Raw genomic sequence first — 25,799 nt, forward strand, 5'->3', positions numbered from 1 at the left:
AATGAGGAATATCAGTGGCGGCCCTTCGGCGGCGTTTGGCGACATTCACCGGGGAATCACCGCTCGCCAAGAGATTATCCAAAGATTTATCCACAGGCCGAATGCCCTCATGGCGGGACTTCGGCACGATACGACGCTTACTTTCAACAGCAAATGAGGTTGACATGACCACATCCGCTCAGCTCTTCGAACGGGCCTGCCGACATATTCCCGGCGGGGTCAATTCGCCGGTGCGTGCCTTCAAGGGCCTGGAGCGTCCGCCGGTCTTCATGGAACGGGCGCAGGGCGCTTACCTGTTCGATGTGGAGGGCAAGCGCTATGTGGATTATGTCGGTTCCTGGGGGCCGATGATCACTGGCCATGCCGATCCCGAGGTGCTGGCAGCGGTCCGCGAACGACTCGATAACGGGCTGTCGTTCGGCACCCCCACGGCCATCGAGACCACCATGGCCGACCTGATCTGCGAGATGATCCCCAGCATCGAGATGGTGCGCATGGTCAACTCCGGCACCGAGGCCACCATGTCGGCAATCCGCCTGGCTCGTGGCTATACCGGTCGCGACAAGATCGTCAAGTTCGAGGGCAACTATCACGGCCACTCCGACTCGCTGCTGGTCAAGGCCGGCTCCGGTGCCTTGACCCATGGCGAGCCCAGCTCTCCCGGCGTTCCCGCCGCGCTGGCCGAGCACACCGTGACCCTGCCGTACAACGATGCAGACGCAGTGGAGCAGTGCTTCGAGGAGATCGGCGATCAGGTGGCTTGCATCATCGTCGAGCCGGTGGCCGGCAACATGAACTGCATTCCCCCGCAGCCCGGTTTCCTCGAGACCCTGCGCCGCGTCTGCGATCGTCATGAAAGCGTGCTGATCTTCGACGAAGTGATGACCGGCTTCCGGGTGGCCATGGGCGGTGCCCAGGCCTATTACGGCATCGAGCCGGACCTCACCTGCCTGGGCAAGATCGTCGGCGGTGGCATGCCGGTAGGGGCCTTCGGCGGCCGCCGTGGCATCATGGAGAACATCTCGCCGCTGGGACCCGTCTATCAGGCCGGTACCCTGGCGGGGAATCCGCTGGCCATGGCAGCGGGCATCGCCCTGCTGACCAAGCTGCAGGAGCCCGGCTTTCATGACGCCCTCGCGCAGCGCGTCGAGACCCTGTGTCACGGTCTCCAGGAGCGGGCCGATGCCGCCGGAATCGACATGATCACCCAGCGGGCGGGTGGCATGTTCGGCATCTTCTTCACCGGCCAGAGTCGGGTCGACAACTTCGCTCAGGCCACCGCCTGCGATGGGGACGCCTTCCGCCGCTTCTTCGCTACGATGCTCGAGCATGGCGTCTACATGGCACCCTCCGCCTTCGAGGCGGGCTTCATGTCCAGCGCTCACGCCCCCGAGGACATTCAACTGACCCTGGACGCGGCCGAGGCCGCCTTCGCCGCGATGCGACAGGCCTGAGGGCCTGGCGCAATGGCTGCGTAAAGGAGACCAACGATGAATCAGCGACACGTCCCTGGAAGCGCGGGCCGCGATTTCGGCCTGGAGACGCTGGTCGAGGCGTTAGGTGCCTGGCAGACCGAGCATGCAACGGATCGGACGGAACCGGGCGCCCTTCGGGAAGCGCTGCAGCGCAGAGTGACCAACGAGGTGCAGGCCCTGGCGTCGCTGATGGGCGGTGACGAGGATCGTCATCGCCTGCGGGTCCTGGCCCGCTGGCTGGAAGAGAACCTCGAGCGGCTGGCGCCCGTGCTGGAGGGGCGCGAGGAACGGCGGCTGTCGCACAGCTGGGCCTGTGATCATCGTGACAGCCGCCTGCTGGACGAGGGGCGGGTGCTGATGGTCAATGCCATCGACCGCGATCTCGAGGGATTCGGTGCCGAGGTCGTTCAGGATCCCGCCGCGGACCTCGCTTCGTTGCTGATAGGACTGGAAGTGCGTGACGAAGTGCGACTTGCCCGGCAGGCCCTGGATCTCTATCTACGTTTCAGCGGTGACTATGAGGCCGCTCGGCTGCTGTCTGCCTTCCGGGTAGTGGAGTGCCTGGCCGGCGCGCGTCGTGCCCTGCGTCGCCTCGAGGCGGCGGCCGGGGACGATGAGCGGCCTGCCCTGCTGGCGGAAACCATGAGTGCCTGTCGACGCTACCTGGAGCTGGCCGAACGACATGCCGAGTTTCGTTTTCCTCCGCTGGTGATCGGGGTCGGCGTCTCCGGTAGCGGAAAGAGCCGTTTCACCCGTAATCTGGTGACCCGGCTGGGGGCCGTGCGAGTCGGCTCGGATGTCGAACGGCGTCGCCAGCACGGGCTTCATCCACAGACCCGAGTCGGCGATGTGGCTGTGGATATCTTTACGGAGGTGGCGACCGAACGCACTTACCATCGACTCGCGCAGTGTGCGGGGAGCCTGCTGGATGCCGGCCTGCCGGCCTGTGTGGATGCGACCTGCCTGACCCGCTCGCAGCGTGACTGGTTGAGGCACCAGGCCGAGAGCCGAGGATTGCCGGTACTGCTGGTAAGCTTCGAGGCCGATGAGGCGACTCTCGAACGACGCATCATCAAGCGTGCCGGACGACAGGGAACCGTTGCCGAGGACGGCTTGGCCGTGCTGGCACGCCAGCGGACGGCCTTCGAGCCGTTCTCGGACGAGGAGCGCTTCCATCTCGTCCGTCTGGACACCACCGCCGACAATGCCGCCGAGACGTTGGCCGGGCTGATCCAGGAACATATGCACTGGAGCTGATGCCGCGTGGCCGGTCTTTCGTACCGGCCGCGCGCTCCTTGACTGACGATTCGTGTAGGCCTCGGTGTTCCATCCACTTGTCATTTCCGACCTGACTTCAGCTTCGAGTGGTTAGAAATAACCTATTGATTAAAAAGAAATTAATGCAGACGCCATCGAGAGTGTCAAGACTGAAACAACTTTGTGTCCTGTTTGTATCAATAAGTTAATGTGTTGTTTTTAATGATATTTTATCCGGAATTTGTCCCCGCAAGGTCGCGGACTGTTTCACCAGGCTAACACTCGCCTGGGTCATATCGCCGTTATCCCCGCCGCATACTCCTCGTTTTCCCACTCCCTTCGATAATTTCCCCACTGCTATCAGATGATTAACAAAAACTGGCACGGCACGTGCTCTGTGTTACATGCCTGCAGCGGGATCTTCGAGGGCTCGTAACAGATCTTCGGCTGAGCAGGCAGAGAGAACCGACGCCGGTGTCGATCTGTGGATCGTCCGGCAGGACGAAAGGGATTCAGCCGAACTGAACGGGAGTGTGATCATGAAAGCTTATGCAATTGCGGGTACGTCCCTGCTGGCGCTGGTCATGGCGATTTCTACCGCCCAGGCCTATGGCGGCGGCGGTATCGATGACAATGTTCTGGCGATTGGCGGCTCCAGCGGCAGTGCCGATGGTGGCAATGGCTATGGTAGCGGCTTCGGCATCGGCGGTGACGCCGACGGTGGCAACGCCGGAAGCGGCAGCAAGGACCACGGTCGCCGGGGCTTTGGCGGTGGTTCCGGTGACGGCGACGGCGGCGATGCCACCGGTGGCGACGGCCTCGGTCTGGGGCTCGGTGCCGGGGGGAATGGCGGTGCTACTGGCCGCGGCGGTGACGCCTGGGCCATGAGCAACTCCTACAACACCACCACCAACACCGACGTGCGGGTCATGTCGATGCAGAAGATGAGCTCCGTCGTCATCGGCGGGGGCATCAAGGTCATCGGCGGCGATGGCGGCAATGGCGCCAGGGGCGGTGACGGCGGCACCAACGTCGCAGTCAGCGTCGGCGTCGGTGTCGGCGGCCATGGCGGCTTCGGTGATGGCGGCGACGGTGGAGATGCCGGCGCACTCGGCCTTGGCGCAGGCAAGGGCGGAGATGGCACCGGTGCCGGTATCGGTCTCGGTGCAGGCAAAGGGGGCAGCTCCGCTGCCGCGTCACTCAGTGCCTCAGGCTCCCAGGCCGGCAATCTTGACCATGGGGAGAACTCGGGTGACGGCGATGGCACCGGCACCGGGGTTGGCCTTGGAGGCCTGCTAGGCCTTGGCGAAGGCAGTGGGGCCGGTATCGGTGCCGGAGTGGATGGCACCCAGGATGCCGGGTCTGAATCCGACTCTACCTCAGCGGCGGCTGCGGGTAACGGAGGCGCAGGCACCGGAACTGGCAACGGCAGCGGCACCGGCACTGGGGCCGAAGGCAACGGCAGCGGTTGGGCCGGTGCCGTGGCAGGCAACGGCGCTGCCGGCTATGGCGGTGGCGGCGGTGGCGGCCAAGGCGTCGCCGGTGCGGCCAACGCAGTGGGGGCCAATGGTGGCGCCGGTGGCAACGGAGGCAACGGTGCTGCAGCGGTGCTGCGTACCGGTGCGGCCAGCATCTCCGTGGCGGCCGGAGGCGTCTATGGTGGCGTAGCCAACATGAACAACTCCACCGGCTTCTACAACTCCCAGCTGTCCGGTACCAGCATCTCGGCCCACAGTGGCGTGAGCATCGGCAACTGATGATGGCTCGGGCCTCGCGAGAGGCCCGCTTGTCCCAACCGGGAACTGGCGGAGAGGACCTCCGCCGGTTCCTTCACTGCCAGGTTTCAGTCAGTGGAGGCAGGGAGATGAAGCGTTCAGAACATACCAAGTGGCTCGTCATCGGCATCATGGTGTTTTCCGCCAGTCTGGTGTCGACCGCGCAAGCCGAGGAAACATCGGGCGAGGGCTTTGGCGCACTGGAGGCCATGCCGACGGAATCCATGGAACAGACCCGCGGACGTGATGGTGTCAATCTGCACCTGGAGCGCGTCAACGTACAGAGTGTTCAGGACATGGATGCCATTACCGCCGGTTCGAGTTTCCAGGTGCTCAATGGCGACATGGCGACCGGGAATATCACCTTCGAGAGAGGCTCCATGGGGCATTATAACGGTACCGGCATCTTCAATAGCGTGACGGGTAATGCCAACGCCATCAATAACGCGATCGGCATCAGCGTCTACATTTCCAATCCATGAGATGGGAGCGCCGATAGCGATAATCATGCTCTAGTCTTAAATACGGGAAGCGGATGTCGGCATCCGCATGTCTCGTTTCCCAGAGGCCGTGATCATGCGCAAGATGTTGAAAAGCTCTTTCCTGTTGTTCGCTTTGATTCTGGCGAGCGGAAAGGGCTTTGTCATGTCCGCTGAGGCGGGAACGGTTCGAATCTTCAATCCTTTCGGAAGCTTCGAAGTAGAAGCCAAGAGTCTCTCGGAAATCAGCTGGGAACGAGTGGTTCGTCAACAGTACGATTTCAGCTGCGGGTCAGCTGCCATCGCTACCCTGCTGACCTATCACTATGATCGACCTACCACCGAAACCGAGGTTTTCGAGTCGATGATTCATAACGGGGATCGTGATCAGATCGAAACGTTTGGTTTCTCCATGCTCGACATGAAACGTTACCTGGATAATCATGGGCTCAACGCCGATGGATTCGAAATATCCCTGGATGACTTCATCCATATCGGGGTTCCCGCCATCACGCTGATAAATACAGGTGGCTATAAGCATTTCGTCGTCGTCAAGGGGATGGATGCCAATAACGTACTGGTGGGCGACCCGGCAGCCGGTACGGTCGTGGTGCCCAAGAGTATCTTCGAGGGGCTGTGGAGCAACAAGGTGCTCGGAGTCCGCAATGACGTGGAACTGGCTCGAGCGAATTTCAATAATGAGCAGGACTGGCGTGTGCGCCCTCCTTCTCCCATCGAGTCAGGGCTACAGCGCAGCAGCGTGGGGTCATACTTGCTGACATTGCCAGGCGCCAACGAGTTGGGTAGGTAATATTCTCACAGGAGTTACCGACCATGAGCATGTACATGAACGGTGGTTCATCAGCGGAGAAAGCAAGGGGTAGAAGCCGCTGGTGGATGGCATTTCTGCTGTCAGGTTCCTTGTTGTCCGTAGCGGGTGCGGCTAACGCATCCGGGGATACTCAGGGAATTCTGTCGGCAGGGACCCACGATATTTATTATCGAGGAGAAGTCCTTTCCAATGATGGCATGGCGGATCTGCGTGGCGGGTTCAAGCTGGCAGGGATGGACATGAGCTTCGGCGCTACGCTATCCACCATGATCAACGACAAGGTGCGTTACATCACTCAGGTGGCCTTCGATAACGCCGGAACAAGAGTGCTGTCCAGCACGCTGGAGAAATCCGGGATAGGTTCCGGAACCGTAACACAAATTGGACCGAGTGGTGGAAGTGGGGCTCCTGGACAAGGTACTGGGGGAGGAGTCGGTGGCATAGGGAATGCGGGAAGCAGTTCAGGTGTCGGCAATAGCGTCAACGCTGCCGATATTCGCGGTCAGCTTAACCTGGCGGGGTTATCGGATTTTTCCGGCGTGCTGTTCAGTGATTCCAATGGCGGTATGACGGCAGCGCTTCATCGTATCACCCGCAACGCCATCGTCAGCAGCCTATCGACGACTGCCAGCGGGCTGACCATCAGCAACGATGTTGACGTGAGCGTGCATGTCATGAACATTGGCGAAGTCAAGGCTTCCCGACAGCGTGCCATGATTCTCAACTCGCTTCAGGGATTACCTCGCTGAAAGAAATACTTCTGGAGACATGAAAAAGGCTGCCAATGGCAGCCTTTTTCAATACGCTTTTACAACACATCCGGTCTTTCAGGTACTATGCCTAGACCTAGAAGACATTGAGACCGATGGGAGTACGCAGGGTCAGAGTCGTATCCGGCGCATCCTCGGTGACCCCGAATTCGAGCCCCAGGTTGAACACGGAATCATTGGACATCTGATAGGACCACCCCAGTAGCATGGAGCCGACGTTCAGGCTTCGGCTACTCTGGGTAATGGAATTCCCCGTATCAGGATTGACGAAGGTGGTGTCCGTTTCCTGAATGAAGTCGTTCTTGTAGCCCAGGGTGAATGACGACTTCGGATTGATCGAGTAGGACATACCAAGGCTGAGGCGTACGGCATCGCCAGGATCGACTTCCTTGACCCGGACATCACCAACGTTCTCGTTGATGTCGTCCTTGAGGTTAAAGAGATAGCCCAGGTTGGCGAAATAGACCGCGGGGGCCGATGGCAGCAGCATGGTCACACTAGGCTCGATGGAGTGGAAGCCGGAACCCGTCGGCAACTCCTTTTCTATGCCATTGCTATCTCGATCGACGTCGAAGGGGCCTTCACCGGTAGTGGACTTGTAGCGCAGGTTACCCACGAAGAAGGGGCCGCCGTTACGGCCGCTGTTCATCTGATAATGCGCAGCCAGCTCGATATCCCCCAGTCCATCGCCGGACTGGCTCCTCTCGAGATCGAAAGGTTCGTTGGCTTCGTTGACACTGAAGTTGGCCGTGTCGTCGCGGTACAGATAGGGCAGTCGCAGCTCCATTTCCAGGCGATCCGTCACCCCCAGACGTCCTGTGACGGCGGCGGTGAAGGTGTCGCGATCGATATCCTCGGCAGCCAGCACACCGATCTGCAGGGTGCTCAGGATCTCAACCCCGCGAAACGTCAGTCGATTGACGCTGGCATGGGAATACTGAAACTCTGGCTCTATGACCAGGCGCCCCTTGGGGGTCAGGACACCGCCGATGTCCGGAATGGCCTGGATCTCCGGTGCCTCTTCCGTGGGCGGTGGACGCTGCCCTACGGGTTGGATGTCATTGTCGGCATTGGTCTGTGCCCAGGCTTGGCCCGCCAGTGAGAATGGCACCAGGCCGAATGCTAGAGCGAAACCCCTGTGGATAACCTTCATTATGCTGTCCCTCTATCCCTTTGGTATGAGACCGAGTGGCGCTCATGGCTCCGACTGGATCATGGAGCCATCCCCCCTCAGTAAGAGATTAGAACAAAAAATTAATCTTGCTTATTAGCAGTTTATTTATATCGTATGATCATGAATACGATGCCCTGTGACAGCCTGGAGCACCCCCTCGAACGAAGTCTGGCATATGGTACCGTTGACGTGGTGAAGGAATACCGTTTATAGAGTAAGTACTTGATTTTAAAAATATAAGCTGTGATGAAAGGGGCGTTATCGCCCTTTGCTGACGGTGGACAGGTGCAAGACTTTCGGAGAAGCGCTATCCCCTCCCCTAGAGTCTCTCTTGTCGCCAGCGGCCTCGTTACCTCGGTTGACACCATGCTTATCCATCAGGCGATATAGGGTAACCCGAGAGATGCCAAGCTCACGAGCGGTATGCTGAATATTGAACGAGTTGCGTGCCAATGCAGCCATCACGACGCTGCGTTCGGCAATGTCCCGTGCTTCCTCGAGGCTTTCGGCATACCGTGAGGCTGACTGTCGGCGCTCGAGTCCAAGGTCGGTCGGCCTGATCAGGGAGTGCTCGCACATCACCATGGCCCGTCGGATCCGGTTGATGAGCTCACGAATGTTACCCGGCCATTCATAAAGACGCATGATAGCCAGGCTTTCCTTGGTGAATCCCCGTACCTGTATGGATTTTTCGCTGGCGAATTTGTTGAAGAAATGTCTCGCCAGTATCTCGATGTCGTCCCCGCGTTCGCGAAGTGGTGGAACCTTGATCTGAAGCACATTCAGCCTGTGGAAAAGGTCTTCGCGAAAGGTGCCTTTCTCGACCGCTTCTTCCAGGTTCACATGAGTGGCAGCAAGCACGCGAACATCCACGGTAATTTCCTTTAATCCTCCGACGCGCTGGATCGTCCGGTTCTCCAGGAAACGTAGTAGATTGACCTGCATATCCAAGGGAAGATCGCCGATCTCATCGAGAAAAAGGGTGCCGCCTTCCGCCCCTTCTATGATCCCGATCTTGCGCTGGCTGGCACCGGTAAAGGCCCCCTTTTCATGGCCAAATAGCTCAGACTGTATCAGGTTGGCCGGCAGGGCCCCGCAGTTGATGGCATTGAAAGGAGCATTGGCTCTGAGGGACTCTTCATGAATTGCGCGTGCCGTTAACTCCTTGCCGGTGCCAGATTCCCCCCGAATGAAAACGGGTGCATCGACCGTGGATACCTTATGGATGGTTCGATACAGTGCCTTCATGGAAGGACTAGCACCCACCATATGGCAATCCTGGCATTCCTCGAGTCGATCGTCGTCGTGGTGTGACAGTACCAGGCTGGCAAACGAATGCTGATGGGATAGCGATTGATGTAGCTTTTCCAGGTCGGTCGAGATGGTGTGATAGCCACTGAATAGTCGGCTTATCATTCTGCAGGACGATGCATCCTTGATCAACGTTTCTGGAATGACGGCAATCCAGCGAGTAGAGAGCTCATTCAGAACCCCCTCAATGCTGGATAATGTCTCGAGACATGAGGCATCCAAATAAATGATGCCAACAAGAAAATCATTGCTGCTGTGCAGAATGCGCTGGATTTTCTGCAGGCTTTCGACGTGAGTGATATTCCAGTCCCTTTCCTCGAGACCGGACATTATCTCATCAAGGTGGCCATCCATTTTTCCAACAACGATCAAATCGTTTGTCGCTTTCATAGCAGGACCTTGGAATGAGGTTTTTGATTTATTAGAAAAGATGAAAATTTAACAATGCTCTTCATCCAGCCTGAAAACCTAGCATGGCTGGAGAAATGTCATCAGATGGTTTTTCTCATTGGGCTCTCTCATTCTCCGTTGGCTCTCCTGGTGGTTAGCGGAGGCGGCGCACCCAGGTTCTGACGGGCCCAATTGACAGCTTGTAATCGATTGTGAACATCGATTTTCTTGAAGATATTGTAGAGATGGGATTTGACCGTATGTTCGCTGACGAAAAGACGATCGGCAATCTCCATGTTCGAGGCCCCTGAGCCGAGTAGTCCTATGATCTCCAGCTCTCGCTGGGTGAGTCCGCATGCCGGGCGGTAGGCATTGATCTGGTGCTGGCGATAGAATTCCAGCATGCGGCCCATGAGCGAGCGTGACATCCACAGATGGCCTTCCAGTAAGGTGCTTAGCCCCTTGCAGATCAATGGCAGAGGGTCGTCACGGTAGAAAATGCCCTGTAGATGCATGCAGGAGAGCGTTTCAACGCCATGGTCTTCATCACGAAGATTGAACGCGGCAAGTGAGGTATGAGGCCGCTCTGCGGCACGGGACTGCCATGCCTGCATGGTCGTATCCGCCATGTGGTCAACGTCGAGGAGCACCAGCACATCGTTGGTATCCCGTGGTTTCCAGGCGGTTCCCGGCGCAGTGATGCTGACCGAGCATCCGAGCTGCTGGCGTAGATAGTCGGCGAATAGCTGTGACTGTGGATTGGACTCTGTCACCAGCAAGATCAGGCGCTTATCTTGTACCATTTTGTAACCTCAAGGGGCTGAGTTTGAGGTAGCTCATGCTCTTTCACGAGCATTCCCGGTCATGGCTCATTTTCTTCCGATCTCAAGTGTCGGACGTAATGTAAGTTTTTGTTACTAACTTTTAGCTATATAGAGATCTTTTTTTATTACATGAGATAGTTTTGATAAGCTAGCGCAGCATTATCAGTGTGTTATAGTCGATTTGTCCTAGTGGCGTATGAAGTTATTCATCCTGGGGATATGACGAATTGCACACCGTCTGGACTCGCTTGCCTTTGTATCCACCAGACATCCGAGCGGTGCCGGCTTGACTCCCTTCCTCTACCTCCTCCCCTCCCCCTAGAATGTGTCCCCATGAACATGATGGGCGAGGTGCACGAATGAATACTCCCCTGGTGCTAGCCAGTGGTAATGTCGGCAAGTTGCGCGAATTCGGGCGCTTGCTCGAACCGTTGGGCTTCGAGGTCCGGCCCCAGTCCGATTACGCGGTATCCGACGTCGAGGAAACCGGGCTGACCTTCGTCGAGAACGCCTTGCTCAAGGCTCGAGAAGCCAGCCGTGTCAGTGGATTGCCGGCGCTGGCCGACGATTCGGGGCTGGCCGTGGATGCCCTGCAGGGGCGTCCTGGAATCTATTCCGCACGCTTCGCCGGTGAGCCGAAAAATGACGAGCGCAATAACGCGCATCTGCTCGAGGCCCTGAGCGAAGTCTCCGCCGACAGGCGCACCGCTCGCTATTGGTGTGTCCTCGTCCTGCTGCGTCATGCGGAGGATCCCGTCCCGCTGATCGTTCAACGGAGCTGGGATGGCAGCATTCTGACTGAAGCGCGTGGTGATGGTGGGTTTGGTTACGATCCGCTGTTCTGGATACCTGAGCGTGGCATGACGGCCGCCGAGCTTTCTGCCGAAGAGAAGAATCGTTTGAGCCATCGCGGTCGAGCCTTGCGTGCCCTGGTCGCTCAGCTCGATGCTCGATCGCTGTCAGCATGAGCATGCCGTTGCCACCTGTCGCCCTCTACGTCCACGTTCCCTGGTGCGTGCGCAAATGCCCCTACTGCGATTTCAATTCACATGGCGTGGGTGCGTCGGCGAGCCTGCCGGAAGAAGCCTATCTGTCGGCGCTGATCGCCGATCTTGAGGCCGATCTCGCCCTGGCCGAGGGGCGAGAGCTGGTCAGCATCTTCATCGGAGGCGGTACGCCCAGCCTGATGTCGGACGGTTTCTATCGACGATTGCTGGAAGCCGTGTCGGCGCGACTGCCCTGGGCAGCGGACATCGAGATCACCCTGGAGGCCAATCCCGGGACGCTGGAGCGCGGTCGCTTTGCCGGCTACCGCGAGGCAGGCATCAATCGCCTCTCGATCGGGGTACAGAGCTTTCAGCACGCCCAACTGACCGCTCTTGGACGCATCCATAGCGGTGATGACGCTCTTGCGGCGGTTGGTGAGGCGCGCGCGGCGGGGTTCGACAACCTCAACCTGGACCTGATGCATGGCCTACCGGGTCAGACGCCTGCGCTGGCCATCGCAGACCTGGAGACGGCCTTGTCGCTGGCCCCCGAGCATCTGTCCTGGTATCAGCTGACCCTGGAGCCGAATACCGAATTTCATTCGCATCCACCTCGGCTGCCCGAGGAAGAGATCCTCTGGGACATCCAGGATCTTGGCCACGAGAGATTGGAATCGGCAGGGCTCGAGCGCTATGAGATTTCCGCCTACGCCCGGCCTGGCCGCCAGGCGCGGCATAATCTCAACTACTGGTGCTTCGGTGACTACCTCGGGATAGGTGCCGGCGCTCATGGCAAGCTCAGCCGTCGGAGCGATTCCGGCCTGGACATAGAGCGGCGCTGGAAAACCCGCCAGCCGAATTCCTATCTGCGCCGACAGCATGATCCCCGCGGCTTCCTGGCTGGCCGTGAAGCCATTGCGCCGCGAGAGCTGCCGCTGGAGTTCGCGATGAACGCGCTGAGACTCGTCGAGGGCGTTCCTCTGTCGACCTGGAAGGCCCATACGGGGCTCCCCGACGATCGGTTGCTGACCTGTCTCCAGGCGGCGAGCAAAAAAGGACTTCTGGTGGAAGACGAGGAAAGGCTTCGAGCCTCACCCCAGGGTCTATTATTCTTGAATGAATTGCTGGCCCTGATCGATGAGACGGGCTAGACGCATTGCCATACGTCAACATGGAGTCGACGACATTATGACCAAGACCGTTCGCATGATCGCGCCGCTGGCGGCCGCCGTCCTGCTGGTCGGCTGTACCACCACCGACCCCTATTCCGGGCAGACCCAGCGCAGCAAGACCGGTACCGGAGCGGCCATCGGCGCCGTGGTCGGTGCCGCCGCCGGGGCCCTCAGTGGCGACGGCAGCACCAGTCGACGCGATCGCGCGCTGATCGGCGCCGCCGTTGGGGCCGCCGCCGGTGGCGGTATCGGCGCCTACATGGACAAGCAGGAAGAGCAGCTGCGGCAAAGCATGGAAGGGACCGGTATCGGTGTCGAACGACAGGGCAACGACATCATCCTCAACATGCCGAGCAGCGTGACCTTTGGCTTTGATTCCAGCGAGCTGACCATGCAGGCGCGCAATGCCCTGAATGACGTGTCCTCGGTGCTGACGCAATATCCGGAGACGCGCGTCAATATCGCCGGCCATACCGACAGCACCGGCGATGCAGCCTACAATCAGCGTCTCTCTGAGCGCCGTGCCCAGGCTGTCGGCGGCTACCTCTCGCAATCCGGTGTCGCATCCAACCGTCTCTACATGAACGGCTATGGCGAGAACCAGCCGGTAGCGAGCAACGAGACCGAATCCGGGCGGGCCCAGAACCGTCGTGTGGAGATCACCCTGACGCCCATCAACCAGGGCTGATCAGGCCTCACATGCCGCCCGTCGCCGGCCCGTCTCCCTCGTGGGGGCGGGCCTTTTCCTTGCTGAATACCCGATATCCGCCATGCTTTCCTACCAGCACGCCTACCATGCCGGCAACTTCGCCGACGTTCACAAGCATCTGACGCTTTATGCCGTCGGCGATTACCTTTTACGTAAAAAAACACCCATTACGTATATGGATACTCATGCGGGTCGCGGGCTCTATCCGCTGGCGGCAGCTGAGACGGCACGGCTACAGGAGTACCAGGACGGTGTCGCGCGTCTATGGGAGGCCCGCTCGAGGCTTGCCGGCACCCCTCTGCTGGATGTTTGGTTGGCCGCACTGGCCGAAGCCCAATCCGGTGCTTCGCTCGATCACTACCCTGGCTCTCCCTGGTGGTTATCGCATCGGCTTCGGGAACAGGACCAGCTGCGCTTGTTCGAACTGCATCCCGGAGAGCACGAGCATCTTTCCGGTCAGGCCTTTGCCAGCAGGGTGAGGTATGTCCATGGGGATGGCCTGGCGGGTCTGCTGTCAGCACTGCCCGTCAAGACGCCGCGGCTTTGCGTGCTGATCGATCCCAGCTATGAGCGCAAGGCGGAGTATGAAGAGGTGGCCGAGACCGTGCTCTTGGCCATGCGCAAGGTGCGCCATGCCGTGGTCATGATCTGGTACCCGCTGTTGCCCGCCGGACGCCATCAGGTGCTGTTGGAAAGCCTGCGCGACGGCGGGCTGCGCAAGATCTGGCGCAGCGAACTGACGCTGGACGATCCCGGTGAGCGGCACGGCATGTACGGCAGCGGCATGCTGGTGGTGAATCCGCCCTGGGGACTCGGCGAGCGGATCAATGAGGCCATGGGTGCGCTGCTGCCGCTGTGGGGACCCTCCGCCCGGCATCGCGGCGACTGGTGGGTGGAAGAATAGTATTGTGGCGAGCATGCCCGACGCCGGAGCGTGTGCCGGGCGCTAGCGACTCGCTTGCTTGCCGAGGCAGGAGCTGCCGCGGATCTCGCCCGGCGGGGGGGGCGGAAAGCCGGTGTCAGGCCCCGACTTCTGCGCCCTATTTGCCGATGCAGAAGCTGCCGAAGATCTCCCCCAGCAGGTCGTCGGCGCTGAACTCGCCGGTGATCTCCCCAAGCGCCTGCTGGGCGTCGCGCAGGTCTTCGGCGAGCAGCTCCCCGGCCCCGTAACCCGATAGCTGCGCCTCACCGTTACAAAGTGACTGTCCGGCGCGGTCCAGGGCATCCAAATGACGCCGCCGGGCCGAGAAGCGTCCCTCGGTGGTCGTCGAGTATCCCATTATCGCCTTGAGATGCTCCTTCAGGTTATCCACACCCTCGCCGGTCTTCGCCGACAGCCGCACCACCGGGGTGGCTGTGGACAAGTCGAGACCGGGCGTTTCGTGGCTGGTATCCACCTTGTTGCGAACCAGGGTCAGGCGAGAAGGGTCCGCCAGGCGCTCGACGAATTCTGGCCAGATGGCCATGGGATCGAGCGCCTCGGTGGTGGCGGCATCGACCATCAGCAGTACTCGATCGGCCTTGGCGATTTCTTCCCAGGCTCGGGCGACTCCGATGCGTTCCACGGCGTCCGGGGTATCGCGCAAGCCGGCGGTGTCGATGACGTGCAACGGCATGCCGTCCAGGTGAATGTGCTCGCGGAGCACGTCCCGGGTGGTGCCTTCGATCTCGGTGACGATGGCGGTTTCCTGGGCGGTGAGTGCATTGAGCAGGCTGGACTTGCCGGCGTTGGGGCGACCGGCAATCACTACGCTCATGCCCTCGCGCATCAGCGCCCCCTGTGCTGCCGCAGCGCGCACTTCGCCCAGTTCGTTCTGCACCTCGGCCAGCTTGCCCGCCACATGGCCATCGGCCAGGAAGTCGATCTCCTCCTCGGGGAAGTCGATGGCCGCCTCGACGTACATGCGCAGCTCGATCAGACGCTGGACCAGTGTCTCGACTCGCCGCGAGAACTCACCCTGCAGCGAGCGCAGGGCGTTCTCGGCGGCGCCCCGCGAACTGGCCTCGATCAGGTCGGCGATCGCCTCGGCCTGGGCCAGGTCCAGCTTGTCGTTGAGGAAGGCGCGCTCGGAGAACTCGCCGGGACGAGCGAGGCGAGCGCCCAGCCGCACGCAGTGCTCCAGCAGCAGATCCATGAGCACCGGGCCGCCATGCCCTTGCAGCTCCAGTACGTCCTCGCCGGTGAATGAGTTCGGCCCTTCGAACAGCAGCGCGATCCCCTCGTCGATCATGCCGTGCTCGCCCCGGAAGGGGCCATAGAGGGCGTAGCGCGGTGCAGGGCAATGTCCCAGCAGGCTCTCGGCGATCGCTCGGCAGGCGGGCCCTGAGACGCGAATGATGCCTATGCCGCCACGACCGGGAGGCGTAGCCAGGGCGGCAATGGTGTCCTGTGGATAGAGGCTTTCGGCCATCGGTGACTCCTCGGTGAGACGTCGCTATTGTCCGTATCCGGCCCCTCAAACGCCAGACCCCCGCCGAGGCGGGGGTCTGGAGCAGGAGCGAAGACGCCGCTACGGGGCTTGCCGTTACTTCGTCTTCATGCCCTTGCCGACGTTGGGATCGGCCTCGATCCGACGCGTGATGAAGTACTGCTGGGCAATGGAGGTGATGTTGTTCACCACCCAGTAGATCACCAGACCGGCCGGGAACCACAGGAAGAAGAATGTGAAGACCACCGGCAGCAGCTTCATGATCTTCGCCTGGGTCGGATCCGGCGGCGTCGGGTTCAGCAGCTGCTGTACGAACATCGAGGCGCCCATCAGGATCGGCAGCACGAAGTAGGGATCCTTCACCGAGAGGTCCTGAATCCAGAACATGAAGGGTGCGTGGCGCAGCTCCACGGACTCGAGCAGCATCCAGTACAGGGCGATGAACACCGGCATCTGCACCACGATCGGCAGACAGCCGCCCAGAGGATTGATCTTCTCCTTCTGGTAGAACTTCATCATCTCCTGGGACATCTTCTGGCGGTCGTCGCCGTACTGCTCCTTCAGGCGCTGCATCTCCGGACCCAGCTTGCGCATCCGTGCCATGGACTTGTAGGCCTTGGCGGACAACGGCAGCAGGGCGGTCTTGACCAGCAGGGTCAGGATGACGATCGACCAGCCCCAGTTGCCGATCAGGTCCTGGATGTGGTCCAGCAGCCAGAACAGCGGGTTGGCGATGAACCACAGCCAGCCGAAGTCGACGGTCAGTTCCAGATGGGGAGCGACCGCCTCGAGACGATCCTGGACCTTGGGACCCATGTAGAGGGTGGCGCTCAGGTCGGCGGCGCTGCCCGGGGCCACGCTCTGCGAGGCTCCGGCGAACGCCGCCACGTTGCGTCCCTGTGAGTCGGTGGTCGCATAGTAGAGGTTCTTCTGGTCCTGGGGCGGCGCCCAGGCCGAAGTGAAGTAGTGCTGGATCATGGCGACCCAGCCGCCTTCGACGTCGCGGTTTTCGAAGTTGCCGTTCTTGATGTCTTCGAAGTCGACCTTCAGGTAGCTGTCCTCGGGCGTGGAGTAGGCGGCGCCCAGATAGGAGCGCATGCCCATCTTCGGGCCGGTCGAGGGGTCGCTGCTGTCGTCGCGAACCAGTTGGCCGATGAAGCGTGCCGTGACCGGGGTCTCGCCCTGGTTGTCCACGAGGTAGTCGACCTTCACCGCGTAGCTGTCGCGATCGAAGGTGAAGCGCTTGATGACGTCGACGCCGTTGACTTGGGCAGTAAGGTCAACCTGCAACTGGTTCGCGCCATCTCCAAGTCGGTATTCGGTCTGTTCGGGGGTAAAGGTCAGGCGGCCCTGATGGCCTTCCAGCTGCAGGCCGGAGCGGGCCACGTAGCTGCGCGACTGGTTGTCGGAGAGCAGTACGAAGGGCTGGCCGGAATCGAGGGCGTACTGATGCTGGGGGAGGGCGGCGTAAACGATGTCGCCGCCCTGGGGATCGATGCGCACGTCCAGGACGTCGGTGGCGACGGCCACCAGGTCGCGACTGTTGCTGGCCGGGGCCTGGCCGGGAATGCTGCCGGCCATGTCTGCCGTCGCCTGCTGGTTGGCAGGCACCGAAAGATCATCGCCGGAAGACGCCGAGGGCGCCTGGCCCGCGCTTGAAATGGCCGGGGCCTCGGGGGCGGTAGCCACCTGACCGTAATCCTGATTCCACTGCACGACGATCAGGTAGGCGAGGACCGCCAGGGGAATCAGCAGTAAGAGTCGTTTTACATCCATGAGGGGTCTGCTCGATGGGTGGTGAACAATCCGATGGCACGATGCCACTCGACGGTCCGACATACGCAAAAGCCTGCCGAGGGCAGGCTATCGTCGGCTCGCCGAGCGTCCCTTGGAAGCGCGGCGGCGTCAAGCAGGGGGGCGTCTGGCATGATCATGCGCATGTTGGCTCCTGGCGGTGCCGACAGCAGTGTGCAGGCGCATTATCACTGACTTGCCGTAGGGGCATCATGTTTCGCCGCCTTGGCAGCCTCGCGTTCCAGCCGTCGCCACATGCCATGAAGCTGGCGATGGACGGTGGCGTTATCGAGTTCATGAACGCCGCGTCTGGCAAGCAGCACGATATCCACAGGAGGGAGTCGATGCTGGCTCAGGCGGATGGACTCGCGCGCCAGGCGCTTGAGACGGTTGCGGTCGACGGCTCGACGCACGTTCTTCTTGCTGAAGATCAGCCCGAGGCGAGGATGTCCCATGGGGTTGGGCGAGGCCAGGGCCATTAATCCCTTGCCATGGACCTTGAAGGCCGCCGTCTCGAAGACACGTCGATAGTCCCCGGCGGTCAGCAATCGCAGCCGCCGGGGAAAGCCCTGACAGGACACGAGGTCCGCGCTCAGGCGCTCAGGCGCTTGCGGCCCTTGGCACGACGACGTGCCAGGACGGCACGACCGTTCTTGGTGGCCATACGAGCACGGAAGCCGTGCGCGCGCTTGCGCTTGAGAACGCTGGGTTGAAAGGTGCGTTTCATAACTCGTTATTCCCACGTGGTTTTTGGAACAAATCGGCGATTCAGAGGCGCCCGGGTTCCGGTGGGGAATCCGGGTAGATTCGGCTCAGGACCGGAAATTGTAGTGATTTTGTGCCCGCGGCGCAATTTTTCCTTGGCGACGCCAGCGGCGGCACCGGCCATGATCGGCCCATATGGCTACTACAGTTACTAAATAAGTCTTTTTATTAAACCCTGTTATTATTAATGGGGAAGGATTTTGTGGATAAGCATGATTTTCAATTAAAATACAAATAATTAAGCGATTCAATCTGGTGTGGATAGGCTATTGGAAAAAGGTGGAGGCCCCGTGGAGGAGCGGTGTACGTCTGCGGACATTATCCACAGGCCGGAGGTTGTTCCCAGGTGTCACGCATTCTCTCCCGCGCTTCCAGGCCATATTATCCACAGGCGTGGTGGAATCTTGGGTTCATGTGGATAACCTGGCAATCGCACGATACAATGCCCGGTCGTTCTTCAACCCAATGGTGAGGTCGCGTGTCGCTCGCTCTCTGGCAACAGTGTCTCGATACCCTGCAGGACGAACTGAGTTCCCAGCAGTTCAATACCTGGATCCGTCCGCTGCAGGCGGAGGAAGGGGAAGCCAACCAGCTGCGGCTGCTGGCTCCCAACCGTTTCGTGCGCGATTGGGTGAGTGACAAGTATGCCAAGCGGATCAGCGAGCTCATGCGCGAGCTCGCCCCTGCCAAGCCCCCCAAGGTGGTGTTGACCGTGGGGAGTCGCCGAGCCGCTGCGGCGCCTGCCCCGCAGCCCCGCGAGCTGGGCGATCCGGTGTCCGCCGCGCCGCGTGCTCCGGCGGTGCGTACGCCTCCGCGCGGGGATGTCGCCGACGAGAGTGAGATCGAACGGCTTCGTGACGAAGGGGCGGAGCCCGCTCGACGGCCTGGTGGTGAGCGCCAGGTGCAGGTCGAGGGTAGTCTCAAGCACAATAGCGGCCTCAATCCCAACTTCACTTTCGAGACCTTCGTCGAGGGCAAGTCCAACCAGCTGGCTCGGGCCGCCTCGCGCCAGGTGTCGGAGAATCCCGGCGGCGCCTACAACCCGCTGTTCCTCTATGGCGGTGTCGGTCTCGGCAAGACCCACTTGATGCATGCGGTTGGCAATGCCCTGGCAGGGCGGCGGGAGAATGCCCGGGTCGTCTACCTGCACTCGGAGCGATTCGTCGCCGACATGGTCAAGGCGCTGCAGCTTAATGCCATCAACGATTTCAAGCGCTTCTATCGCAGTGTCGATGCGCTGCTGATCGATGATATCCAGTTCTTCGCCGGCAAGGAGCGTTCGCAGGAGGAGTTCTTCCACACCTTCAACGCCTTGCTCGAGGGGGGGCAGCAGATGATCCTGACCTCGGACCGCTATCCCAAGGAGATCAGCGGGGTCGAGGAGCGGCTCAAGTCCCGCTTCGGTTGGGGGCTCACGGTCGCCATCGAGCCGCCGGAGCTGGAGACCCGGGTGGCGATCCTGATGAAGAAGGCCGATCAGGCCAAGGTCGACCTGCCTCATGATGCGGCCTTCTTCATCGCCCAGAAGATCCGCTCCAACGTCCGCGAGCTGGAAGGCGCACTCAAGAAGGTCATCGCCGACTCCCACTTCATGGGCAAGCCGATCACCCAGGACTTCATCCGCGAATCGCTCAAGGACCTGCTGGCCCTCCAGGACAAGCAGGTTGGCGTCGACAATATCCAGCGCACCGTGGCCGAGTACTACAAGATCAAGCTTGCCGATCTGCTCTCCAAGCGCCGCTCGCGCTCTGTGGCTCGGCCTCGGCAGGTCGCCATGGCGTTGGCCAAGGAACTGACCAATCATAGCCTGCCGGAAATCGGTGACGCCTTCGGCGGTCGGGATCACACCACCGTGCTGCATGCCTGCCGCAAGGTGCAGGCGCTTCAGGAAGAGAACGCGGATATCCGCGAGGATTACAAGAATCTACTGCGTCTATTGACCAGCTGATTCTCTCATATGCGATCGACCGGTCGGGTCGCCGGCCTCAATTCCTCCAGGACAAGAGAAGTGGAGTCGACATGAAATTTTCCATCTCCCGTGAAGCGCTGCTGCGCCCCCTGGCGCTGGTCGCCGGCGTGGTGGAGCGCCGCCAGACCCTGCCGGTGCTGTCGAACGTGCTGATCCAGGTCGAGCAGGATCAAGTCTCGTTGACCGGTACCGACCTCGAGGTCGAGCTGATCGGGCGCACCGTGGCGAGTCAAGTGGAGCAGCCCGGCGGCATCACCGTGCCGGCCCGCAAGCTGATGGACATCTGCAAGTCATTGCCCGATCAGGCCGAGATTCAGCTGTCCGTGGAAGAGGGCAGGGCGGTTCTGCGCAGCGGCCGCTCGCGTTTCACCCTGTCGACTCTGCCGGTCGCTGAATTCCCCAGCATCGAAGACGGCCAGAGTAGCGTCGAGTTGAGCCTGCCACGTGGCACTCTCAAGCATCTCATCGACGCGACCTCCTTCGCCATGGCGCAGCAGGATGTACGCTACTATCTCAATGGCATGCTGCTGGAATTCGCCAGTAACCTGGTGCGTACCGTGGCGACCGATGGCCACCGCCTGGCCGTCTGTTCCCGGCCGGCCGATATTCAGGTGGAGCCGTCCCAGAAATTGATCGTGCCGCGTAAAGGGGTGCTCGAGCTGGTGCGACTGCTGGACGACGGAGAAGAGCCGGTCAGCCTGACCCTCGGTGCCACCCACATTCGTGCCCACACCGGCGACTTTACCTTCACGTCCAAGCTGGTCGACGGCAAGTTCCCCGACTACGAACGGGTGGTGCCCCGTGGCGGCGACAAGGTATTTATCGCCGAGCGTGCCGAATTGCGCCAGGTGCTGTCGCGTACCGCCATCCTTTCCAACGAGAAATATCGTGGGGTGCGTCTCAATCTCGAGGAAGGCAACCTGCGGGTGATGGCCAATAACCCCGAGCAGGAGGAGGCCGAGGAAAACGTGGGCATCGAGTATGCTGGCCCGGCCATGGAGATCGGCTTCAACGTCGGCTACCTGGTGGACGTTCTCAACGTGCTTGACGAGGATCGGGTGCAGATGACCTTGGCCGACCCCAATAGCAGTGCGGTGATGGAAGAGCCGGGTGGTGGCGATGCGCTCTATGTCGTCATGCCGATGCGCCTCTGACGCTACCGTCGATTCTGCATGCCCCTAGATCGTCTCGTCTTCCAGGGTTTGCGTAACCTCCAGGCCCTGGAGTTCAGCCCAGGGCCTGGGATCAATATCTTCGTGGGTGCCAACGGCAGCGGCAAGACCAGCCTGCTGGAAGGCATTCACGTGTTGGGCATGGGGCGCTCCTTCCGCACGAGGCGGCTGCGCCATGCCATCTCCCATGAAGCCGAGAGCCTGACCCTCCATGGGCGCCTGATGGGCACTCCTCCCTTGCCGATCGGTGTGCGCCGCCATCGAGACGCCGACGAACTCGAGCTGCGCCTTGGCGGTGAGCGGCTGGAACGCCTTTCCGGGCTGGTCGAGGTATTGCCATTGCAGCTGATCAATCCGGATGCATTTCGCTTGCTCGAGGGATCTCCGTCTGGCCGCCGCGAGTTTCTCGACTGGGGAGTGTTTCACGTGAAACACGACTTTCTCGATGCATGGCGGCGCTATCGACGAGCCCTCAAGCATCGGAATGCCCTGCTCAGGCATGGTAGAATGCACGATGCTTCACTGGATGCCTGGGAGCAGGAGCTGGTGCTGTGGGGCGAACGGATGGATGCCTTGCGACGTGAATGGATGGCGGATTTCCAACCGGTATTCAGCGAGACCCTTGCCGGGCTGATCGAGCTTCCTGGCCTGAGCCTGCGTTACTCACGAGGATGGGACCGCAAGCGCCCCCTGGCGGAGGTGCTGCATCAGGGAAGAGAGACCGATCGTCAAATGGGGTTCACTCAGCAGGGGCCCCAACGGGCCGACTTGGGTATTCGCCTCGAAAAGCGGCCGGCCGTCGAGGTGCTGTCGCGAGGCCAGCAGAAGCTGGTGGTGAGTGCTCTCAAGCTGGCCCAGGGGCGGCTGCTGGAACAGGCCACTGGCCAGTCCTGCATTTATCTGATCGATGATCTTCCCGCTGAACTGGACCAGGCGCACCGCCGGGTTTTCTGCGCCTGGTTGGAGAAAATGCGCTGTCAGGCATTCATCACTAGTGTCGACCCGGAGGCTCTGGCCGGCTCGTGGAGCACGCAGACGCCGGTGGCGATGTTTCACGTGAAACGCACCGATTCGGGGCAGGGGCAGCTGCTGCCAACGGACAGACAGACTTCATGACGGAGTAGTCAATGAGCGAACAGGCTTACGACTCATCGAGCATCAAGGTCCTCAAGGGGCTGGATGCGGTACGCAAGCGGCCCGGCATGTACATCGGCGATACCGACGATGGGACAGGCCTGCACCACATGGTGTTCGAGCTGGTGGACAACTCCATCGATGAGGCCCTGGCAGGATTCTGTAGCGAGATCCGGGTGGTTATCCATCCCGACGAGTCGATCACCGTCAGCGACAACGGTCGCGGTATTCCTACCGACGTGCACGAGGAAGAGGGCGTGTCGGCGGCCGAGGTGATCATGACGGTGCTGCATGCTGGCGGCAAGTTCGATGACAACTCCTACAAGGTATCCGGTGGTCTGCACGGCGTCGGCGTCTCGGTGGTCAACGCCCTGTCCGAAGAGCTCAAGTTGACCATCTGGCGTAACGGGCAGGTGCACGAGCAGGTGTATCGCCATGGCGTGCCGCAGGCGCCTCTCGGTGTGGTCGGCAAGACCGAGCAAACCGGCAGCCGGGTGCACTTCAAGCCTTCCCCCGAAACTTTCCATAACATCGAGTTCCACTACGATGTGCTGGCCAAGCGACTGCGCGAACTCTCCTTCCTCAACTCCGGCGTGGCCATCCGACTGATGGACGAGCGCAGCGGCAAGGAAGAGCTGTTCCACTATGAGGGCGGTCTCAAGGCATTCGTCGATCACCTGAACACCAACAAGACGGTGCTCAATCCCGTGTTTCACTTCAATGTGGAGCGCGAGGACGGGGTCGGCGTCGAGGTGGCGATGCAGTGGAACGACACCTTTGCAGAGAATATTTTCTGCTATACCAACAACATCCCTCAACGGGACGGTGGTACGCACCTGGCCGGCTTCCGCGCCGCGCTGACGCGAAGCCTGAATCACTACATCGATGCCGAGGGGCTGCTCAAGAAGGCCAAGGTCAATACTTCCGGCGACGATGCCCGGGAAGGCCTGACCGCGATCATCTCGGTCAAGGTGCCGGATCCCAAGTTCTCCTCCCAGACGAAGGACAAGCTGGTCTCCTCAGAGGTGAAGACCGCCGTCGAGCAGGAGATGGGCCGTCAGCTCTCGGAATACCTGGTCGAGCGGCCCAATGAAGCCAAGGCCATCGTCAACAAGATGCTGGATGCGGCTCGGGCCCGTGAGGCGGCACGCAAGGCGCGTGACATGACCCGGCGCAAGGGAGCCCTGGACATTGCCGGGCTGCCCGGCAAACTGGCGGACTGTCAGGAGAAGGATCCTAGCCTGTCGGAACTGTTCCTGGTGGAGGGTGACTCGGCAGGCGGCAGTGCCAAGCAGGGACGCGATCGGCGGACCCAGGCGATCCTTCCCCTCAAGGGCAAGATCCTCAATGTCGAAAAGGCGCGCTTCGACAAGATGCTGTCGTCGGCCGAGGTGGGAACGCTGATCACCGCGCTCGGCTGCGGCATCGGTCGTGAGGAATTCAATCCCGACAAGCTGCGCTATCACTCCATCATCATCATGACCGATGCGGACGTCGACGGCTCGCACATCCGCACCCTGCTGCTGACCTTCTTCTTCCGGCAGATGTCCCAGCTGATCGAGCGCGGTCATGTGTTCATCGCACAGCCGCCGCTCTACAAGATCAAGCGTGGCAAGCAGGAGAGCTATCTCAAGGACGAACAAGCACTTACCGACTATCTGACCACTACCGCCATGGATGGCGCGCGCCTCCATGTGAATGCCGATGCCCCGGGAATTGCCGGCGAGCAGCTACAGGCGCTGGTGGACCAATATCGTGACGTGATGCGCCGGATCGATCGCTTGTCGCGTGTCTACCCCGATGTGGTGCTGCGCAAGATCGTTCACGCGGCGCACCTCGACGGCGAGGAGAGCCTGCGCGATCGCGTCACCATGCAGAACTGGATCGAACATCTCCAGGCTGAAATGGATGCCCTGGTGGCCTACGAGGGTGGCCCTCGCTATACCTTCCGTCTGGAGGAAGACAGCGAGCGTGGCTTCCATCTGCCTGCGGTGAGCCTGACCGCCCATGGCGTGACTACCGACTATGTCTGGGGCGTCGATTTCTTCACCAGCGCCGATTATCGTGCCATCGCCAGTCTGGGGGAGACCCTCGACGGGCTGGTCGAGGAGGGCGCCTTCGTGGCCCGTAGCGAGCGTCAGCACCCCATTGGCAGTTTCTACGATGCCCTGGAGTGGCTGATGAGCGAGGCGCAACGCGGCCTCTCGATTCAGCGCTACAAGGGGCTGGGTGAGATGAACCCCGATCAGCTCTGGGAAACGACCATGGATCCGGAAACGCGCCGCATGCTGCGAGTGTCCATCGAGGATGCCGTGGCCGCCGACATGATGTTCAACACATTGATGGGCGACGAGGTTGAGCCGCGCCGCGACTTCATCGAACGTAACGCCCTGGTCGCCAACCTCGACGTCTAACCGGGCGAGGCGATGTTTCACGTGAAACGCGACTAGCACAGGGCTGCAGGCGTCGAGCGACAAGAAAACCCCGAAGGTTCAGCCTTCGGGGTTTTCTGTTATGGAGGTCGAATCCATGCTGCTGATTCGCAGCCCGCAGCCCGCAGCCCGCAGCCCGCAGCCCGCAGCCCGCAGCCCGCAGCCCGCAGCCCGCAGCCCGCAGCCTACAGCTGCTTTTCGAGCAGCCAGTCGACGAAGGCGGCCAGGTCGTCGAACAGCGATGTCCGGCCATCGCTGGTCAGCTCGGGATACTTGGCAAGGGTACGCTCTCCCTTGCCGGTGCGCACCAGCACCGGATGGCAGCCGACCGCTTCGCCGGCCTCAAGGTCGCGCAGGCTGTCACCGACCATCCAGCCTCCCGTCAGGTCCTCGATACCGAGCTCCGCGCCCAGTCGCTTGAGTAGACCTGGCAGCGGCTTACGGCACTCGCAGCCATCGCTGGGGCCATGTGGGCAGTGGGCAATGGCGGCGATCTGGCCGCCGGCATCCGCGACGAGGGTGTTCAGCCGTTCGTGCATTGCCGCCAGCGTGGCTTCGTCGTAGTACCCGCGGGCGATCCCGGACTGGTTGGTGGCCACCACCACCGTCCATCCCGCCTGGGAGAGCCGAGCAATGGCCGTGATGGCCTGTGGGTAGGGCAGGAACTCGTCGAGGGACTTCACATAGTCGTCGGAATCCTGATTGATCACGCCATCGCGATCGAGGATGACGAGTTTCTCGGCAAGCGGCATATCGCGCTCCAGGCAAGATGCTAGGTAGTCTGAGTCGGAAGTGTTTCACGTGGAACAGGCAATGCCAAGCTTGCCTGGACTGCGTCCGTCGCTGGAAGATCTTCGCAGCCCGCAGCCCGCAGCCCGCAGCCCGCAGCCCGCAGCCCGCAGCCCGCAGCCCGCAGCCCGCAGCCCGCAGCCCGCAGCCCGCAGCCCGCA

Annotated in this window: 21 protein-coding genes and 1 pseudogene; 14 read left to right on the top strand and 8 right to left on the bottom strand. The window is 61.0% G+C overall.

Annotation, left to right across the window (positions count from 1 at the left end; translation table 11 throughout):
- The first annotated feature begins 164 nt into the window (after positions 1-164).
- The 6 genes from hemL to FHR96_RS13000 all read left to right on the top strand — a co-directional run bounded on the left by hemL (position 165) and on the right by FHR96_RS13000 (position 6,567).
- A complete protein-coding gene (hemL, locus tag FHR96_RS12975; RefSeq protein ID WP_183388109.1) occupies positions 165-1,454 on the top strand; it encodes a glutamate-1-semialdehyde 2,1-aminomutase in 1,290 nt (429 codons plus the stop codon).
- 36 nt (positions 1,455-1,490) lie between these two features.
- Positions 1,491-2,732: a P-loop nucleotide/nucleoside kinase family protein gene (locus FHR96_RS12980; RefSeq protein WP_183388110.1), complete on the top strand. Its 1,242-nt coding sequence runs from the start codon at positions 1,491-1,493 to the stop codon at positions 2,730-2,732.
- Between the two features lie 539 nt (positions 2,733-3,271).
- Positions 3,272-4,489, top strand: a complete 1,218-nt coding sequence (locus FHR96_RS22605) for a hypothetical protein (RefSeq protein ID WP_183388111.1) — start codon at positions 3,272-3,274, stop codon at positions 4,487-4,489.
- A 107-nt stretch (positions 4,490-4,596) separates the two neighbouring features.
- Positions 4,597-4,989 (top strand): hypothetical protein, encoded by a 393-nt coding sequence (locus FHR96_RS12990; RefSeq protein ID WP_183388112.1) that lies wholly within the window; start codon positions 4,597-4,599, stop codon positions 4,987-4,989.
- Between the two features lie 94 nt (positions 4,990-5,083).
- Entirely contained in the window at positions 5,084-5,797 is a 714-nt protein-coding gene (locus FHR96_RS12995) for a C39 family peptidase (protein ID WP_246392933.1), read from the top strand.
- A 23-nt stretch (positions 5,798-5,820) separates the two neighbouring features.
- Positions 5,821-6,567, top strand: a complete 747-nt coding sequence (locus tag FHR96_RS13000) for a hypothetical protein (RefSeq protein WP_183388114.1) — start codon at positions 5,821-5,823, stop codon at positions 6,565-6,567.
- A gap of 97 nt (positions 6,568-6,664) precedes the next feature.
- Here FHR96_RS13000 and FHR96_RS13005 read toward each other — a convergent pair whose 3' ends face one another.
- The 3 genes from FHR96_RS13005 to FHR96_RS13015 form a co-directional block, all read right to left on the bottom strand.
- Positions 6,665-7,741, bottom strand: a complete 1,077-nt coding sequence (locus FHR96_RS13005) for a transporter (protein ID WP_183388115.1) — start codon at positions 7,739-7,741, stop codon at positions 6,665-6,667.
- A gap of 279 nt (positions 7,742-8,020) precedes the next feature.
- Positions 8,021-9,463, bottom strand: coding sequence for a sigma-54 dependent transcriptional regulator (locus FHR96_RS13010; protein ID WP_221195812.1), 1,443 nt, complete (start codon positions 9,461-9,463; stop codon positions 8,021-8,023).
- 128 nt (positions 9,464-9,591) lie between these two features.
- Complete coding sequence (locus FHR96_RS13015) at positions 9,592-10,266, bottom strand: LuxR C-terminal-related transcriptional regulator (RefSeq protein ID WP_183388116.1); 675 nt, start codon at positions 10,264-10,266, stop codon at positions 9,592-9,594.
- Between the two features lie 380 nt (positions 10,267-10,646).
- Between FHR96_RS13015 and rdgB the strand changes: the two genes are divergently transcribed.
- The 4 genes from rdgB to FHR96_RS13035 all read left to right on the top strand — a co-directional run bounded on the left by rdgB (position 10,647) and on the right by FHR96_RS13035 (position 14,058).
- Positions 10,647-11,255, top strand: a complete 609-nt coding sequence (rdgB, locus tag FHR96_RS13020) for an RdgB/HAM1 family non-canonical purine NTP pyrophosphatase (RefSeq protein ID WP_183388117.1) — start codon at positions 10,647-10,649, stop codon at positions 11,253-11,255.
- On the top strand, positions 11,252-12,424 hold the full coding sequence (gene hemW / locus FHR96_RS13025) for a radical SAM family heme chaperone HemW (protein ID WP_183388118.1): 1,173 nt from the start codon (positions 11,252-11,254) through the stop codon (positions 12,422-12,424). The genes rdgB and hemW overlap by 4 nt, the downstream gene beginning before the upstream one ends.
- A 37-nt stretch (positions 12,425-12,461) precedes the next feature.
- Complete coding sequence (locus tag FHR96_RS13030; protein ID WP_183388119.1) at positions 12,462-13,133, top strand: YiaD family glycine zipper/OmpA-like lipoprotein; 672 nt, start codon at positions 12,462-12,464, stop codon at positions 13,131-13,133.
- Positions 13,134-13,215: 82 nt separating this feature from the next.
- The gene (locus FHR96_RS13035; RefSeq protein WP_183388120.1) at positions 13,216-14,058 is read left to right on the top strand and encodes a 23S rRNA (adenine(2030)-N(6))-methyltransferase RlmJ; all 843 of its coding nucleotides are present in this window, start codon (positions 13,216-13,218) and stop codon (positions 14,056-14,058) included.
- Between the two features lie 136 nt (positions 14,059-14,194).
- Here FHR96_RS13035 and mnmE read toward each other — a convergent pair whose 3' ends face one another.
- The 4 genes from mnmE to rpmH form a co-directional block, all read right to left on the bottom strand.
- A complete protein-coding gene (gene mnmE / locus FHR96_RS13040; RefSeq protein WP_183388121.1) occupies positions 14,195-15,565 on the bottom strand; it encodes a tRNA uridine-5-carboxymethylaminomethyl(34) synthesis GTPase MnmE in 1,371 nt (456 codons plus the stop codon).
- Between the two features lie 114 nt (positions 15,566-15,679).
- Entirely contained in the window at positions 15,680-17,359 is a 1,680-nt protein-coding gene (yidC, locus tag FHR96_RS13045; RefSeq protein ID WP_183388123.1) for a membrane protein insertase YidC, read from the bottom strand.
- A gap of 206 nt (positions 17,360-17,565) precedes the next feature.
- On the bottom strand, positions 17,566-17,958 hold the full coding sequence (gene rnpA / locus FHR96_RS13050; protein WP_183388124.1) for a ribonuclease P protein component: 393 nt from the start codon (positions 17,956-17,958) through the stop codon (positions 17,566-17,568).
- A gap of 11 nt (positions 17,959-17,969) precedes the next feature.
- Positions 17,970-18,104, bottom strand: coding sequence for a 50S ribosomal protein L34 (gene rpmH, locus FHR96_RS13055; RefSeq protein ID WP_008959105.1), 135 nt, complete (start codon positions 18,102-18,104; stop codon positions 17,970-17,972).
- Positions 18,105-18,620: 516 nt separating this feature from the next.
- Between rpmH and dnaA the strand changes: the two genes are divergently transcribed.
- From dnaA to gyrB, 4 genes and pseudogenes are all read left to right on the top strand, one after another.
- The gene (gene dnaA, locus FHR96_RS13060) at positions 18,621-20,090 is read left to right on the top strand and encodes a chromosomal replication initiator protein DnaA (RefSeq protein ID WP_183388125.1); all 1,470 of its coding nucleotides are present in this window, start codon (positions 18,621-18,623) and stop codon (positions 20,088-20,090) included.
- A gap of 71 nt (positions 20,091-20,161) precedes the next feature.
- Positions 20,162-21,265, top strand: coding sequence for a DNA polymerase III subunit beta (gene dnaN / locus FHR96_RS13065; RefSeq protein ID WP_183388126.1), 1,104 nt, complete (start codon positions 20,162-20,164; stop codon positions 21,263-21,265).
- A gap of 69 nt (positions 21,266-21,334) precedes the next feature.
- Positions 21,335-22,399, top strand: a pseudogene (recF, locus tag FHR96_RS13070) (DNA replication/repair protein RecF); the annotation flags it as partial.
- A gap of 11 nt (positions 22,400-22,410) precedes the next feature.
- Positions 22,411-24,831 (top strand): DNA topoisomerase (ATP-hydrolyzing) subunit B, encoded by a 2,421-nt coding sequence (gene gyrB / locus FHR96_RS13075; protein WP_183388128.1) that lies wholly within the window; start codon positions 22,411-22,413, stop codon positions 24,829-24,831.
- 203 nt (positions 24,832-25,034) lie between these two features.
- Here the strand turns inward: gyrB and gmhB are convergent, their stop codons facing one another.
- Positions 25,035-25,601, bottom strand: coding sequence for a D-glycero-beta-D-manno-heptose 1,7-bisphosphate 7-phosphatase (gmhB, locus tag FHR96_RS13080; RefSeq protein WP_183388129.1), 567 nt, complete (start codon positions 25,599-25,601; stop codon positions 25,035-25,037).
- Positions 25,602-25,799: the final 198 nt, after the last annotated feature.

Source organism: Halomonas organivorans, assembly GCF_014192055.1.
Classification (GTDB): domain Bacteria; phylum Pseudomonadota; class Gammaproteobacteria; order Pseudomonadales; family Halomonadaceae; genus Halomonas; species Halomonas organivorans.